The 14,028-nt window shown below is 41.5% G+C and carries 17 protein-coding genes; 13 read left to right on the top strand and 4 right to left on the bottom strand.

Features of this window, described 5'->3' with window-relative positions:
• The first annotated feature begins 51 nt into the window (after window positions 1-51).
• The 9 genes from ACWF5P_RS04030 (at window position 52) to rpsN (ending at window position 5,739) form a co-directional block, all read left to right on the top strand.
• Window positions 52-1,419 (top strand): alkaline phosphatase, encoded by a 1,368-nt coding sequence (locus tag ACWF5P_RS04030; protein WP_434168011.1) that lies wholly within the window; start codon window positions 52-54, stop codon window positions 1,417-1,419.
• A 22-nt stretch (window positions 1,420-1,441) separates the two neighbouring features.
• Complete coding sequence (locus ACWF5P_RS04025) at window positions 1,442-2,089, top strand: DUF4352 domain-containing protein (protein ID WP_230176236.1); 648 nt, start codon at window positions 1,442-1,444, stop codon at window positions 2,087-2,089.
• 103 nt (window positions 2,090-2,192) lie between these two features.
• A complete protein-coding gene (locus ACWF5P_RS04020; protein ID WP_072272311.1) occupies window positions 2,193-2,345 on the top strand; it encodes a YpzG family protein in 153 nt (50 codons plus the stop codon).
• Window positions 2,346-2,551: 206 nt separating this feature from the next.
• On the top strand, window positions 2,552-2,932 hold the full coding sequence (locus ACWF5P_RS04015; protein WP_170946990.1) for a nucleotide excision repair endonuclease: 381 nt from the start codon (window positions 2,552-2,554) through the stop codon (window positions 2,930-2,932).
• Window positions 2,933-3,086: 154 nt separating this feature from the next.
• The gene (locus tag ACWF5P_RS04010; protein WP_434168009.1) at window positions 3,087-3,257 is read left to right on the top strand and encodes a hypothetical protein; all 171 of its coding nucleotides are present in this window, start codon (window positions 3,087-3,089) and stop codon (window positions 3,255-3,257) included.
• 422 nt (window positions 3,258-3,679) lie between these two features.
• Entirely contained in the window at window positions 3,680-4,873 is a 1,194-nt protein-coding gene (locus ACWF5P_RS04005; protein ID WP_434168008.1) for a GTP-binding protein, read from the top strand.
• A gap of 21 nt (window positions 4,874-4,894) precedes the next feature.
• Window positions 4,895-5,044, top strand: coding sequence for a 50S ribosomal protein L33 (rpmG, locus tag ACWF5P_RS04000; RefSeq protein WP_034310390.1), 150 nt, complete (start codon window positions 4,895-4,897; stop codon window positions 5,042-5,044).
• Between the two features lie 66 nt (window positions 5,045-5,110).
• Window positions 5,111-5,419 (top strand): hypothetical protein, encoded by a 309-nt coding sequence (locus tag ACWF5P_RS03995; RefSeq protein ID WP_434168007.1) that lies wholly within the window; start codon window positions 5,111-5,113, stop codon window positions 5,417-5,419.
• A 50-nt stretch (window positions 5,420-5,469) separates the two neighbouring features.
• Complete coding sequence (gene rpsN / locus ACWF5P_RS03990; RefSeq protein WP_402943918.1) at window positions 5,470-5,739, top strand: 30S ribosomal protein S14; 270 nt, start codon at window positions 5,470-5,472, stop codon at window positions 5,737-5,739.
• 338 nt (window positions 5,740-6,077) lie between these two features.
• Here the strand turns inward: rpsN and ACWF5P_RS03985 are convergent, their stop codons facing one another.
• Window positions 6,078-7,730 carry an alkaline phosphatase gene (locus tag ACWF5P_RS03985; protein WP_434168006.1) on the bottom strand — a complete coding sequence of 551 codons (1,653 nt, stop codon included), beginning with the start codon at window positions 7,728-7,730 and terminating at the stop codon, window positions 6,078-6,080.
• Between the two features lie 165 nt (window positions 7,731-7,895).
• Complete coding sequence (locus ACWF5P_RS03980) at window positions 7,896-8,300, bottom strand: VOC family protein (protein WP_101223570.1); 405 nt, start codon at window positions 8,298-8,300, stop codon at window positions 7,896-7,898.
• Window positions 8,301-8,603: 303 nt separating this feature from the next.
• Here ACWF5P_RS03980 and ACWF5P_RS03975 point away from each other — a divergent pair, with 303 nt between their 5' ends.
• From ACWF5P_RS03975 to ACWF5P_RS03965, 3 genes are all read left to right on the top strand, one after another.
• On the top strand, window positions 8,604-8,873 hold the full coding sequence (locus ACWF5P_RS03975) for a DUF1292 domain-containing protein (protein ID WP_101223569.1): 270 nt from the start codon (window positions 8,604-8,606) through the stop codon (window positions 8,871-8,873).
• A 384-nt stretch (window positions 8,874-9,257) separates the two neighbouring features.
• Complete coding sequence (locus ACWF5P_RS03970; RefSeq protein ID WP_063234126.1) at window positions 9,258-9,686, top strand: cell wall hydrolase; 429 nt, start codon at window positions 9,258-9,260, stop codon at window positions 9,684-9,686.
• Between the two features lie 147 nt (window positions 9,687-9,833).
• Window positions 9,834-11,300, top strand: coding sequence for a PAS domain-containing sensor histidine kinase (locus tag ACWF5P_RS03965; protein ID WP_452444641.1), 1,467 nt, complete (start codon window positions 9,834-9,836; stop codon window positions 11,298-11,300).
• Window positions 11,301-11,337: 37 nt separating this feature from the next.
• Here ACWF5P_RS03965 and ACWF5P_RS03960 read toward each other — a convergent pair whose 3' ends face one another.
• Window positions 11,338-12,330, bottom strand: a complete 993-nt coding sequence (locus ACWF5P_RS03960; RefSeq protein WP_452444640.1) for an NADPH:quinone oxidoreductase family protein — start codon at window positions 12,328-12,330, stop codon at window positions 11,338-11,340.
• 162 nt (window positions 12,331-12,492) lie between these two features.
• On the opposite strand from ACWF5P_RS03960, the gene ACWF5P_RS03955 reads away from it, so the two are divergent.
• Window positions 12,493-12,933, top strand: a complete 441-nt coding sequence (locus ACWF5P_RS03955; RefSeq protein WP_095679904.1) for a peptidylprolyl isomerase — start codon at window positions 12,493-12,495, stop codon at window positions 12,931-12,933.
• A gap of 74 nt (window positions 12,934-13,007) precedes the next feature.
• Here the strand turns inward: ACWF5P_RS03955 and ACWF5P_RS03950 are convergent, their stop codons facing one another.
• Complete coding sequence (locus tag ACWF5P_RS03950) at window positions 13,008-13,946, bottom strand: oxidoreductase (RefSeq protein WP_434168004.1); 939 nt, start codon at window positions 13,944-13,946, stop codon at window positions 13,008-13,010.
• Window positions 13,947-14,028 lie beyond the last annotated feature (82 nt).

Here is a 14,028-nt window from a genome sequence, read left to right as displayed (position 1 = left end):
TTCTTCACCTATAGTTAAATTAAATAGAAAAGATTACTGGAGGTCATTCATTTGAATAGCACATGGAGTAAAAAGGTTTTACCGATTACACTCGTTTCGGCATTAGCATTTGGAAGTTTATCATGGTCCGCTGCGGATCATGTTTCGGCAAAGGGTAACCCAAAAAAAGAACCGGAAATCAAGAACGTGATTTTCCTGATCGGTGACGGCATGGGTGTTTCCTATACCTCCGCATACCGGTATTTAAAAGATAACCCGGGTACGAAGGCGGCAGAACGGACCGAGTTTGATAAGTACTTGGTTGGCCAGCAGATGACTTACCCAGAAGACTCTGCACAAAATATAACGGATTCAGCTTCAGCCGCAACGGCAATGTCTGCAGGGGTGAAGACTTATAACGCTGCCATTGCAGTGGATAATGATAAATCCGAAGTCAAAACGGTATTGGAAGCAGCAAAGGAAAAAGGAAAAGCGACGGGATTGGTTGCCACTTCAGAAATCACTCATGCTACACCTGCATCTTTTGGCGCCCATGATGAAAATCGGAAAAACATGAATTCAATTGCAGACGATTATTATAATGATTTAATCAGGGGCAAACATAAAATTGACGTCCTATTGGGCGGTGGTAAGTCCAATTTTGTCCGGCCTGATGTCAATTTGGCGAAAGCCTTCGAAAAAGACGGTTACAGTTATGTGACTGATAAAAATCAAATGCTTAAGGACAAAAATGAACAGGTTCTTGGTTTATTCGCTTCTGAAGGACTCCCGAAAATGATTGACCGCCCAAGTGAAACACCTTCTTTGGCAGACATGACAAGTTCGGCGATCCAGCGTTTGAATAAAGATAAAGATGGATTCTTCCTTATGGTCGAGGGAAGCCAGGTCGATTGGGCCGGACATGATAATGATATCGTAGGTGCAATGAGTGAAATGGAAGACTTTGAAAAAGCATACAAAGCAGCCATGGAATTTGCGAAGAAAGACAAACATACATTAGTGGTGGCTACTGCGGATCACTCTACAGGAGGATTCTCGATCGGAGCCAAAGGAATATATAACTGGTACGGTGAACCGATCAAGGCAGCCAAACGCACCCCTGACTTCATGGCGGATGCCATTGTCAAAGGAGCCGATGTTGAAAAGACGTTAAAGCAATATATTAACCAAAATGAAGTGAAGCTAACTGATGATGAAATCAAAACGGTAACAGAAGCTGCAAAATCAAAAAATGTGACGAACGTCGATAATGCCATCGAAGCTATATTCGATAACCGGACCAATACTGCCTGGACTACTGGGGGACATACGGGTGAAGATGTTCCGGTCTACGCATACGGCCCATATAAAGAACGTTTTGCCGGGCAGGTCGATAACACGGATCAGGCCAAAATCATTTTTGATCTATTAAAGAAGTAATTACACTTCAGGGAGGGATTCAATGAACAGACTGATGATTGGTGCCCTGTTATTAACCGCATTTGGCGCTCTTAATACACAACCAGCTTACGAAGAAGAAACTACAGCTAAAGATAAAACAGAGGAAATTGCACGACCACTGGAAAAAAAGGATGTCTATGTTCCGAATCCACAGCTTCCTGATGATATAAACTTGAACCAGATCGGTCAGAATGTTTCTGATGCCAAAGGCGAATTAACTTTGAAGGCCTATAAAAAGGTTAATGAAACGCTCAATGTTGGCCCGATCGAGGTTAAAGTTAAAGAAATGAAAGTGATGCATGCCACTCCGGATTACAGCATGATTGATTTCTTCCACGGGTATACGCATGATGAAGATTTCGATATCGTAAAAGTGAACGTGGAAATCAAAAACAATTCGGATAAAAAAATTAAGTTTTCCCCAGTTGCTTTCCTTGAAACGGACAGGGGAGAACATCTGACATGGGAAGATGAGATCTACTTGGAAGAACTTACTGGTGAAATAGAAGGAAACGGTTCAAAAAGCGGAAACATTGGTTTCATTCTAAATGATGGAGACATATTGGGCATATCCCTCATGACAAGTGATGCGGTGGATGAAGAAGGGGAAGTCCTTGCAAAAGGCAAGTCAGCTGAATTCGCTTTTTAAAGAATATGTATAAATGGCTTGGAAAAATAAAATACTAGAACAAGTGATGGGGATTACTATCACTGAACGGAATATCCAAATCCTAATGATGAGGTGACACAGAATGAGCTATAAAGATCAATTAGATCCACATTCTCAAAAGTTTCACCATAATTGGACAAGACCTAAGCGTTCAAAATCTCAAGTTAATGGCCACACGCAAGAATCACAAACAAACATTATACTAAGAAGCAATGCAAAGGCTCACAGGTGGTAAAGGATATTTCCGACAAAGAAGGAGGCTCCCAGCGAGTCTTCTTCTTTATATTTAATCCAAAATCATCTAAACCGATCAAGGCATTCATGGCTTTTCACTGATAATTATGATACCATTTACCTTTAAGATTGAAGTGATGAGCATGGCGTGAAACTGGAGTTTCGATTCCGATTGAAAGTTTCACTTTATACAAATAGAGGACGTGAATTGTAATGATTAAAATTGAAATCCCTGCAGCGGATATAAGCATCAAACAAAGAAAGCAAGTTATAGAAGGAGACGAAGCTGTCATTCCTGAAATTTACGGGTTTATCGATTTTCATTTGATTCCCCGTGATAAAGGCGGCATCATCTTGTTTTACAATGAGAATGATGAACTGATTTTTGTCGGTAAAGCCCGTAAATTAAGACCAAGGGTCAAGAAGCATTTTGAGGATAATGTTTCTCCGATTAAAGAGCATCGTAATGAAGTCAAGAAAATTGACATTCTTTTAGTCGAAGACGCTATGGAACGTGAAATCTATGAAACGTACATGATCAATAAGCTTCATGCTAAATACAACGTCGACAAAGTGTTTTATAAATAAGAAACACCTATGAAAAGCTGACTGCATATGCACTCAGCTTTTTTGTGTTTATATATGTACAGAAATAATTTCGTACATTTACAGCAGCTACATGTTAGGTTAACAATGTTGGTTTATATTTAGAGTATTCCAATACATTCTCAGGAGGAAGCTATTGAAGAAAATACTTTGTAAAAAGGTGTTAGTTATCTCGATCGGGACAGTGATTGCCTTTGGGAATTTAACGTGGTCCATGTCACAAGCTTCTAAGCTGGCGAAACAGAGAGAGATTGAAACTTTTGAACAAAAGATAGTAACATCTTCAGGGTGGGAAATGGCGGAATAAGCTCAGTAACCAATAATTTTTTTCGAATTACAACAAAGAAAAATGTATTGGATATTGGGATGTTGTTGATGAACAGCAGCTTGCAATAAGGAAGTACAATGAATGATAAAACTGCAATGGAGGTTCATTACACATGATGTTATGTGTGATTGGGCTTCCATTTGATTTTTGTTTTTAGTTTCATTAAGAATGTCAGTACCTTTCATTTATCCGTGATTGCACATGCTGCAGGTGTCGGAGCAATAGTGATTACATTTGTTTTAGAAAAAGTTTTCGGAGGCAATTTTGAAAAAAACTTGCAAATAGTAATGATTACGTTTTATTATTAGAGAGTGTTTTTATATGAGTGATGGCTTCGGTGTTTAAATCGTAATCATTTTGATTTACGAATAGAAAAGAAATCAGGTAAAGGAGTGGTATGGATGGAGATGAAGAAAATTCCGGTTACGGTATTGAGTGGATACCTTGGGGCGGGAAAGACGACGCTTTTGAATCATATTCTTGAAAATCGGAATGACCTGAAGGTTGCCGTCATCGTTAATGATATGAGTGAAATCAATATTGATGCTTCGCTGGTCAAACAGGGAGGGTTTACCCGGACCGATGAAAAACTGGTGGAAATGCAGAATGGCTGCATTTGCTGTACGCTTCGTGAGGATTTGATGATTGAAGTGGAGAAATTGGCGAAACAAGGGGACATTGATTACATCGTGATTGAATCGACCGGGATAAGCGAACCGGTACCTGTAGCCCAGACCTTCACCTATGTTGATGAAGGAATGGGAATTGATTTATCGTTATATTGCCGGCTTGATACGATGGTCACCGTTGTTGATGGGTATAACTTTTGGCAAGACTTCACTTCCGGAGAAACACTTATTGACAGGATGCAGGCAACTGATGCTGCCGATGGCAGGGAAGTGGTCGATCTACTAATAGATCAGATAGAGTTCGCCAATGTCATCCTGTTAAATAAAATCGATTTAATGGATGATGACGCTGTTGAGGAATTAAAGGCGGTTCTTCATAAAATGAATATGGATGCAAGGATCATTGAAACAAATCATTCCAAGGTGCCGCTAAAGGATGTATTGAATACACATTTATTTGATTTTGAAGAGGCAAGCCAAGGAGCGGGCTGGATAAAGGAATTGAATGAAGAGCATATCCCAGAGACCCTGGAGTATGGGATTTCATCCTTCGTTTACAGAAGGAAAATACCGTTTCATCCCGAGAGGCTGATGGAGTGGTTAGAAAATTGGCCCGTACAAGTGGTGAGGGCAAAGGGCTTCCTTTGGCTGGCATCGAGAAATGATACGGCAGGCTTGCTATCGCAGGCAGGACCGTCATTAACTTTACAAGCCGCCGGTAAATGGATCGCAGCATACCCTGAGGAAGAACAGCGCCAAATTTTAAAGGAAGCGCCTGAATTATTGGAACGGTGGAATGAAGTATACGGTGACAGGATGACGGAATTGGTGATGATTGGCATTCAAATAAATCAACAGAAAATAGAATCTGAATTAGATCAATGCTTATTGACGGAAAAAGAGTTGCTACAGGATTGGTCTTTGTATGAAGATCGATTGCCTGCATTTACGGAAAGCGTTCATTAAAAACTTTAGGAGGAAATAAAATTGAGAGTAAACATTACGTTAGCATGCACAGAATCAGGGGACCGCAATTATATCACAACGAAAAACAAGCGGAATAACCCGGACAGGATCGAATTGAAGAAGTACTGCCCGCGATTAAAGAAACACACGCTTCACCGTGAAACGAAGTAATTTTGAGGTTTAAATCGTAATGATTATGTTTTATTGAAGAGGATGGATATAAAAGGAGGGAAGTTCATGTTGGAATGGATCATAATTGGCGGAGGCATTCAAGGTATCACGATGGCTGCATTTTTACTTAAGTCAGGAAAAACCACAGTGGACCAGCTGGCGATTGTTGATAGAAATGAAGAACCATTGGCAAGATGGAAGCATTGTACGGAAGTCATTTCAATGCCATATTTACGTTCTCCTTCCGTCCACCATCTGGATGTGAATCCATTCAGCCTACAGAAGTATGAGAAAAAGGAAGACTGGAACAAATTGAAATGGGACCGATTTCGAGGAATATATCGGGAGCAAGACAGGCAGCGGAACGAATTGTGAATAGTCTATAGATTTTATAAAATCAAGATTTTTAAAAAAGGAGAATTAAAATGGCGAAAAAATCCAAGGTGATAAAAGCGGAAAAACAGCTGGTAATGGTCGAAAAGTATGCAAAACTTAGAAAGGAATTGAAGGAGAAAGGGGATTATGACGCATTGGCCAAACTCCCTCGTGACTCTTCGCCGACAAGAGTTCACAATCGTTGTGGAGTGACGGGAAGGCCCCGTGGATATATGCGCAAATTCAACATGTCACGTATCGTTTTTAGGGAACTTGCTCATAAAGGGCAACTTCCGGGTGTCAAAAAGTCAAGCTGGTGAAGCGGGGAGTTCTAAATCATTCATTAGAAAAGGAGCCCTTGTTAATCAAGGGCTCCTCAGTTTGGCGACAAAAGGGGTATGGAGTCCGAATAAAGGGCAGTGTAGTGCTTTTTCCTTGTTTATACGGATGAAACCTCATTAGATTGAAGAAATTTGCGACACTCCTGCCGAATAACTGGCTAGCCGAGACCCCACAGCCGCTTGCGGTGAGGAGGCTTGGCAGACAGTCGGCGGAAAGGGAGCGGATTTCTTAAATCAACTGGGACTTTAATTAATTTGTTTACAGTCTGAGGAGCCCTTGTTAAAAACATGGGCTCCTTCCCATTCAAAAGTGTTGCTTACTTGACTGCCTTTAATGCTTGTTCAGATATATAGAAGTCTTTTCCGTTGTAAACGGTTATGGCATTTATTTCCTTTTGTTTAGTGGATTTAGGGGTCTTGCTGATAACGATATTCTTATTTGCAGGCAACTCTACTTTTTGCTGCCCCTTTTTCGCTACGAAAACCGGGTTATTCGGGTCTGTAACATCAATACGGGTTGAATATCCTTTTTTCTCAAAGGAATCTTTAGCATTCATGTATAGTTTATTCGATAATTTTTGTAAATCAAAGCCCATGAATTCGGCCATTTTTTTAGCGAGGTCTGTATTCTCCACTAATCCAGTCGGTTTTGAAGGGCCATAAGAATACAGGAATACGTCTTCCCCTGTATGACCACCTGTTGTAAAGCCAATGTTGGCACGGTTAGCAAGCAGCTTTGTCATTTCAGTACCTATGTTTTTAGAAGAGGTAAGTTTTGCTGTTTCTTCAGAATTCAGATCATCAAGTCCATACAGTGCTGCAATTTCTTTTAGATTGGAATGATCTGGTTTTAACTTACTTAAAGCTCCTTCAACAGTCATCTTCGCTTTCTTTAATGGATCGATATAGGCTGATACGGGAGTTTCCGGGTAGGAGGAGTTCGTGTTTACGTTACCCATTGTAATTCCGCTGTTCCCATGGTCCGTTACAGCAATGACCATCGTGTTTCCGTCATTTTTTGCAAACTTAAGGGCTTCGTTCACGGCATCATCAAAAGCTAAAGTATCACTAATCATTCCAATCGTGTCGTTTCCGTGAGCAGCCCAGTCAATCTTGCTTCCTTCGACAAATAAGAAGAAGCCATCTTTATCTTTTTTCAAGGTTTTAAGGGCTTTGTTGGTCATTTCAGCCAAAGTGGGCTCACTTGGCTTTGTTGTTTCACGATCAAAATCATATGCCAGTGCACTTGGTGCAAAGCTGCCCCAAATTTTATTCGATTTAGAGTTTAACAGCTCGTCACGGGTTTCAACAAAATCATACTTGTCTTCATCAAGCACTTCCAAAAGGTTTTCTCCATCAATTCTTGCATTTTTTGTTTTACCAGGTAAAAGGGATTCCTTGCCCCCTCCCAAAACGACGTCAATCCCCTGATAAACCTGCTGTTCCGCAATATCACCATAATTGCTTCGATGTGTCACGTGAGCGGAGAAGCCTGCGGGTGTAGCATGCTGGATTTCAGATGTAGAAATGATTCCAGTAGCCTTTCCGGCTTGTTTCGCACCCTCCAAAACGTTAGCGACTGGTTTATGGGCATTTTTCGGATTAACCGGATCGAGCCCTGGAGAATTAACGACGGCTGGCAGGACACCGACAAATTTATCATTGGATTTATTTCCTGTCGCAAGCGCTGTTGCTGCAGGAGCTGAGTCTGTAATGGCCGATTCAGCAGAATATGTACGCATGCCGCCAGACAGCATTTCGTCCATGGCTAGATTACCGCCTTTATACCACCTTGAAAGGGTTGTGGCTCCTGTACTTGTCCCATCCATCACCATCATGATGACGTTTGTTGGTTCTTTTTTCTTGTCTTTGGCCTGAACATCTTCCTTCATAGTTGAAATACCCAGTGATGAAATGGCTACCGCGCCCGCTAACGTAATTCCTGCTACCTTTTTGCTCATTTTCCCCAAAATGCATACCTCCAAAAATAGTATTACTTTTAGGATAAATGCAGAATATTAAGAAATTACTTCAGTTAAGTAAAGAAAGGTTTTTTATCTGTAAATTTTGCTAAAATATTGAAGAAGCGTTAAAAAAGCAGAAGTCTCTAAGACTCTGCTTTTTTAGTATGCTTTTTACCTTTGGAAAAATTCAATCCACTCTTTTTCCGGTCCATAAACGTAGAAATAGCGATAACCATTTGGAAGGGTGACGATTTCTTCATCAATCAGCTCGGTGTTATCCAAGCTTTTGATCCGGGCATATTCACCTTCGATATCATCCACGGTAATGGCAAAATGGTGGATCGTTGCTTCGGATGGCAGTGTGTCGCTATATCCCTGAATCAATTCTATTTCTGTTTCGTCAGACTCTTCGTAACCGAGGAATGCCAGTTCGATTACCCCATTAGTATGAGTCATGCGTGCTTTTAATTTTAATTCAAGCACATCTTGATAAAAGGCGATGGATTTTTCAAGATCTTTTACAACAACGCCAACGTGATCGACCCTCTTAACAGCCAAGAAATCTTCCTCCTTCATTAAATCCAGATTCAATTTGCTAATATTAGTATATATAAGATTATTCGGAATTAAATTACATTTTTATAGCCGTTTTTAGATGATTTTTTAAATGATGTTAATAAAGGGAAAGTATTGGTGAATAATGAAAAATGATAAATAGCTTATGGGATAATAGTTTTCTTCCATAATATCTATTGATTGATTCTTTTCATGTAAGAATGAAATTTAACATTTTCCAGGGCAAAAATTTGTTTCTAAATGGATTAGTAGATATACTATGGAAACAACTCCATTATTAATGGATATGAGAGGAGAGGTAGTATGGGAAAAATTCGTGAAGGTGAAATTTTCACCCTTACTGATGACAGTGATGAAGGTCATGAAGTTGAGGTTTTAGGTTCTTTGGATGTAGAAGGAACGGAATATGTTGCAGTAGGTTTGCTTGAAGATATTGAAGAGGATACAGATGAAGATATCGATATTTTCTTTTTCAGGGTCGAAGGCGAAGGTGAACTGCTCGATATCGAATCGGATGAAGAGTTCGAAAAGGTATCATTGGCGTTTGAATCGGCATTTGAATCTAAAGAATGACAAGATAAAAGGACTGCACAATGTGTGCGGCCTCAGTTTGCAGACAAAAAGGTTGCGGAATGACACCATTCCGCAACCTTTTTGAGTTAAGCGAGGGCCAGAAGGCAAATTGTACAAACCTTTAAAAAACTGTAGATAAACTCGAATTTCATCGAGTTTGTCTACAGTCCGAGACGCACATTATGTGCCGCCTTTTTTATATGTATAAAGAAAGTATTGGCCCCGCCTTCGCCAAATACCATGATAGCCACGCGTGCTATCCAGCCTTACTTAAGTATAGGGTTGTATTATTGATAGGACGTGTATCTCGTATGAAGATTTTGTTAATAAACGGAGTATTTTTCCATCTGCGAGGCATAGGATAAAAAAAGTGGAGGTGATGGAATGGCCGTTGTAAAGCACACTGATGCCGATATAGCCTTATTGGCAAGATTGCTTAGGGCGGAAGGCGAGGGCGAAGGTGATCAGGGCATGTTGATGATCGGTAATGTAGGGGTCAATCGGATTAGATCGAATTGTTCCGATTTCAAAGGGCTGAGGACGATTCCAGACATGATCTATCAGGAGCATGCCTTTGAAGCTGTACAGAAGGGGTATTTTTATCAGCGGGCAAGGGACAGGGAAAAAAGACTTGCACGCCGGAGTGTAAATGGTGAAAGGATTTGGCCCTCGAAATTTAGCCTATGGTACTTCAGGCCACCGGGAGATTGTCCGGCAACCTGGTATAATCAGCCCCTGGTTGGACGTTTCAAGCTTCATTGCTTTTATGAACCAACAGGTACAGAATGTCCAAATATTTATAATACATTTTAAGAAAGAGGCTGAACCTTATGGGGGTTTGGCCTCTTTGTGCATCAATCCTTAACTTGGAAAAAGCATATGATAAAACTGGCAAATGATTTACTGATACTGTAAAATTGAGACTGTAAATTTCCGGATAAGAAAGGAATAAAAAAATTGATGAGTAAAAGGCTTATTAATTATGGACAAGGGCAAATGGGGGAACAGACGGAGGATAATACCGAGAGATTTAAGTCTTTCATGGAGAACAACCCGGACGCCATTTCCATTGTTGATCTGGAAGGAAAGACCCTTCAAGTGAATGCAGCTTTTGAAGTGTTTTTCGGTTGGACGAATGATGAGCTCATAGGCATGCCGTTTCCAATTATTCCGGATTTCTTGAAGGAGTCAGTCAATGAGTTGCATGACCAGATTAAGGCAGGGGTACAAAGGAAAGGCTTTGAAACGGTCAGGTTAAGGAAGGATGGCCAGTTAATCGATGTAAGCATTTCCCTGTTCAATATCCTTAATGATGAAAATGAGCCGAGTGCCCTCGTTTTCGTTTATCGGGACATCACGAATCAAAAACTTGCTGAAGCTGCCTTGAAGGAAAGTGAGCAAAGGTATCGAAGTTTAGTTGAAGTGTCACCTGAAGCGATTTTTGTACATCGCAATGGGATAATAGAGTACATGAATCCCATGGGGGCAAAAATGCTTGGGATGGATAGTGTCGAAGATATTATCGGTAAATCGGTTTTTCAGTTCGTTCACCTGGAGTCCCGGGAAAGTGTACAAAAAAGAATCGAGATCATGAGGGACGATCATCAGGCTGTTGGTTTACTGGAACAAATGTTCATCCGACTTGACGGACAAGTATTTTATGGAGAAACACTCGGTCTTCCGATTATATATAAAGGTCAACCCGCCATACAGGTATTTTGCAGGGATATTACGGAGCGTAAAAAGACCGAAGAGCTGCTCTGTAAATCCAATATGTTATCGGCGGTAGGACAGATGGCTGCGGGCATCGCACATGAAATAAGAAATCCATTAACTACGGTCAAAGGATTTTTACAATTATTAAGGGAAGATCCTGAGCAAAAGGACTATCTTGAAATGATGGTCAGTGAAGTAGAAAAAATCGAAAACCTAGCCAATGAGTTTTTAAGTTTAGCAGAGCCTGAAGCGAAGGTTTGTGAATTCATTCAGCTTAACGATATATTGGATAGTGTAATTACGTTAGCTGAGTTTCAAGCGATATTGAATGATGTCGAAATCATCAAGGAATATAATACGGATTCGGCATCTGTCTTTGGTGAACCGAATCAGTTAAAACAAGTATTCACGAATGTCGTCAATAATGCGATAGAAGCCATGCCGAATGGCGGCAAACTTCATATAGAGTTAAACCATGAAGGTGACTCTGCAATGATCCGGTTCATTGATCAAGGCTGCGGAATCTCAAATGAGCGCATGAAGCATCTAGGCCAGCCTTTTTATAGCACTTCTGAAAAAGGAACAGGGTTTGGGCTCATGGTCAGCACTAAAATCATCCATGAGCATAACGGGGAAATTCATTTCAGCAGCGAAGTGGGAGAAGGGACGATTGTAGATATCAGTCTCCCTATCAATGAAAGTTCACAATGAAAAGTGACGAGAAGCCATGCTCTCGTCACTTTTTGGATTATAGCTTAACGATCGTTCTGCCTCTTGCTTCCCCTTTTAATAGGGTAGGAAGGACGTCAGGCAATTCTTCAAGTGTAATTTCCTGTTGAATGAGCTGTTCTAAATGCTCGAGTTTAAAATCGGTGGCAAGACGATGCCAAACTTTCAATCTTGTATCCATCGGGCAATTGACCGAATCGATCCCAAGAAGATTAACCCCTCTTAGGATGAAAGGAAAGACGGTGGAAGGAAGGCTTGTACCAGCTGTCAATCCACTGACCGCCACAGCCCCGCCATACTTGATTTGGCTAAGGACCGATGCTAACGGTTCACCGCCGACGGGATCTACCGCGCCGCTCCACTTTTGCTTGCCCAGTGCCCGCAGCTTGCCATCATATACATCTTCTCGTGATACAATGGTCGCCGCACCGATTTTCTTCAAGTATCCATGTTCCGATTCTTTTCCTGTACTCGCCTCAACGGAATAGCCAAGTTTGGAAAGGATCGAGACAGCGAAACTGCCAACCCCGCCAGTTGCACCAGTGACGAGAACGCTCCCTTGCTCAGGAGTGAGGTTATTTTCCTCCAATCGCAGAACCGATAGTGCTGCAGTGAAACCGGCCGTTCCGATGATCATCGCCTCTTTCATTGTAAGGCCATCAGGTAACGGGACGATCCACTCTGCAGGAACACGAGCAAACTGACTATAGCCTCCTGATTGGGAAACGCCAATCCCATAGGAGGTCGCAATGACTTCGTCTCCTTCTTTAAAGCGGGATTCCTCAGATGAAACGACAACACCAGCCATATCAATGCCCGGAACGATCGGATAGCTGCTGACGATGTTTCCGTTCGGAATGGCTGCAAGGCTATCTTTATAGTTCACACCGGAATAATGAACGCGGATGAGCACTTCGCCTTGAGGTAGATCATCAAGTGATAGTTTCTGAATGTTAACGGTGAATTGATCATCTTGCTTGTTCACGACTAAAGCATCAAATTGCTGAATCATGGTACGTTCCCCCTTATAATAATGAATCTACCCCATTATAAAAGAAAAAATATAGGAATGTATAATGATACAATTCGAAATAAGTAGCGCTTGCTTTTCTTTCTGCTTCTAAAAGTGGTACTATAAGATTTGATTCAGTTCATATTAAAGGAGATGTTTTACATGGCTAAAAAAGGATACATACTTATGGCAAATGGGGAAAAAATCGAATTCGACCTTTTCCCGAACGAAGCACCGAACACAGTGGCTAACTTCGAAAACTTGGCAAACACAGGATTTTATAATGGTGTGGTCTTTCACCGTGTAATCCCTGGTTTCGTAAGCCAAGGCGGAGATCCAACAGGTACAGGCGCAGGCGGAAGCGGCACGCAAATCAAATGTGAAACAGAAGGAAACCCTCACAAACATGAGGCTGGAAGCCTCTCAATGGCACATGCCGGAAAAGATACAGGCTCAAGCCAATTCTTTATCGTGCACGAACCACAACCACATCTTAACGGTGTTCACACAGTATTCGGTAAAGTGACATCTGGATTAGAAACAGCCAAAGCTATGAAAAATGGCGATAAAATGGAAAAAGTCGAAGTTTTTGACGCTGAATGATGAAGCGAAAAGAGGGGGCATTATGCTCCCTCTTTTTTTTGCACCGTTCATGAAAAAACAGGGGAAATATAGACTCATTTTGGTGTGATGCTTTCAGTGAAACGATATTTGACCTCTGTCAAGGTTTCTGAAATATCCCATAATCTTTTTGAAGTTTCTTCATTATATAAGGTATCGATGATATCGTCTTTTCTAGGAAAGCCTTTTCTGCTCTTCTTTCCATCGGGTCCGATGTACTCCCCGCCTGTTAATGTAGGTTCCGTTGCGGCATAAAGGGTAGGCAATGCTCCCATACTTGCCGGCTGGGTGATGGTTTTCGAAAGAAAGTGCACGATTCTATTTATGGGTTTGCCAGATCCGCGTGACATGAGATTAGTATGGGAAAGGCCAGGATGACAGGCAACACTGATCTGACTTGCACCATGCTGGGTGAATTTGTTCTGTAATTCGCGGGCGAAGAGTAGATTGGCCAGCTTGCTTTGCCCATAGTATTTCATTGGTTTATAACCGTTTTCACCATTTAAGTTTTCGAAGTCTATATATCCATTGATGGCGGCCAAGCTGCTCAATGTGACCACACGCGATTTTGGCGTAGAAAGGATTAGCGGAAGAAGGAGACCTGTCAAAGCAAAATGACCGAGATGATTGCTGCCGAATTGCAGCTCGAAACCATCCTTCGTATTACTGTATGGCGGAATCATCACACCTGCATTATTGATGAGGACGGAGAGTGAGTCATAGTTTTCCTGAAATGAATCAGCAAAATGCCGAATGCTGCTTAAATCACTTAAATCCAGCTGCATCACGCGTACATTTGCCTTAGGGTGGACCCCTAAGATTCTATCGACCGCCTTTTCTCCCTTTGAAGCATTCCGGACAGCAAGGATGATTTCTGCCCCCTTACCCGCCAGTGCAAAAGCCGCTTCGAAGCCAAGCCCACTATTGGCACCAGTAATCACAATGGTTTGCCCTGATGCATCTGCCATTTCTTCGCCATTCCACTTTTCAATCATCCAACCACACCTTTCCACACAGTCTATACCTATCATATACCCAAATAATTCCTATATGTCACATACTGTGGCGGGAATCAGG

Source organism: Peribacillus sp. NPDC055009 (assembly GCF_053608705.1).
Note: the sequence above shows the minus strand (reverse complement) of the source record. Positions and strands in the feature narration are given on the sequence as shown.

Coding starts and splice junctions, on each gene's coding strand:
- ACWF5P_RS04025 (WP_230176236.1), top strand. CDS start 1,442: ATGAACAGACTGATGATTGGTGCCCTGTTATTAACCGCATTTGGCGCT.
- ACWF5P_RS04020 (WP_072272311.1), top strand. CDS start 2,193: ATGAGCTATAAAGATCAATTAGATCCACATTCTCAAAAGTTTCACCAT.
- ACWF5P_RS04005 (WP_434168008.1), top strand. CDS start 3,680: ATGGAGATGAAGAAAATTCCGGTTACGGTATTGAGTGGATACCTTGGG.
- ACWF5P_RS03995 (WP_434168007.1), top strand. CDS start 5,111: ATGTTGGAATGGATCATAATTGGCGGAGGCATTCAAGGTATCACGATG.
- rpsN (WP_402943918.1), top strand. CDS start 5,470: ATGGCGAAAAAATCCAAGGTGATAAAAGCGGAAAAACAGCTGGTAATG.
- ACWF5P_RS03980 (WP_101223570.1), bottom strand. CDS start 8,300: ATGAAGGAGGAAGATTTCTTGGCTGTTAAGAGGGTCGATCACGTTGGC.
- ACWF5P_RS03975 (WP_101223569.1), top strand. CDS start 8,604: ATGGGAAAAATTCGTGAAGGTGAAATTTTCACCCTTACTGATGACAGT.
- ACWF5P_RS03970 (WP_063234126.1), top strand. CDS start 9,258: ATGGCCGTTGTAAAGCACACTGATGCCGATATAGCCTTATTGGCAAGA.
- ACWF5P_RS03965 (WP_452444641.1), top strand. CDS start 9,834: ATGAGTAAAAGGCTTATTAATTATGGACAAGGGCAAATGGGGGAACAG.
- ACWF5P_RS03960 (WP_452444640.1), bottom strand. CDS start 12,330: ATGATTCAGCAATTTGATGCTTTAGTCGTGAACAAGCAAGATGATCAA.
- ACWF5P_RS03955 (WP_095679904.1), top strand. CDS start 12,493: ATGGCTAAAAAAGGATACATACTTATGGCAAATGGGGAAAAAATCGAA.
- ACWF5P_RS03950 (WP_434168004.1), bottom strand. CDS start 13,946: ATGATTGAAAAGTGGAATGGCGAAGAAATGGCAGATGCATCAGGGCAA.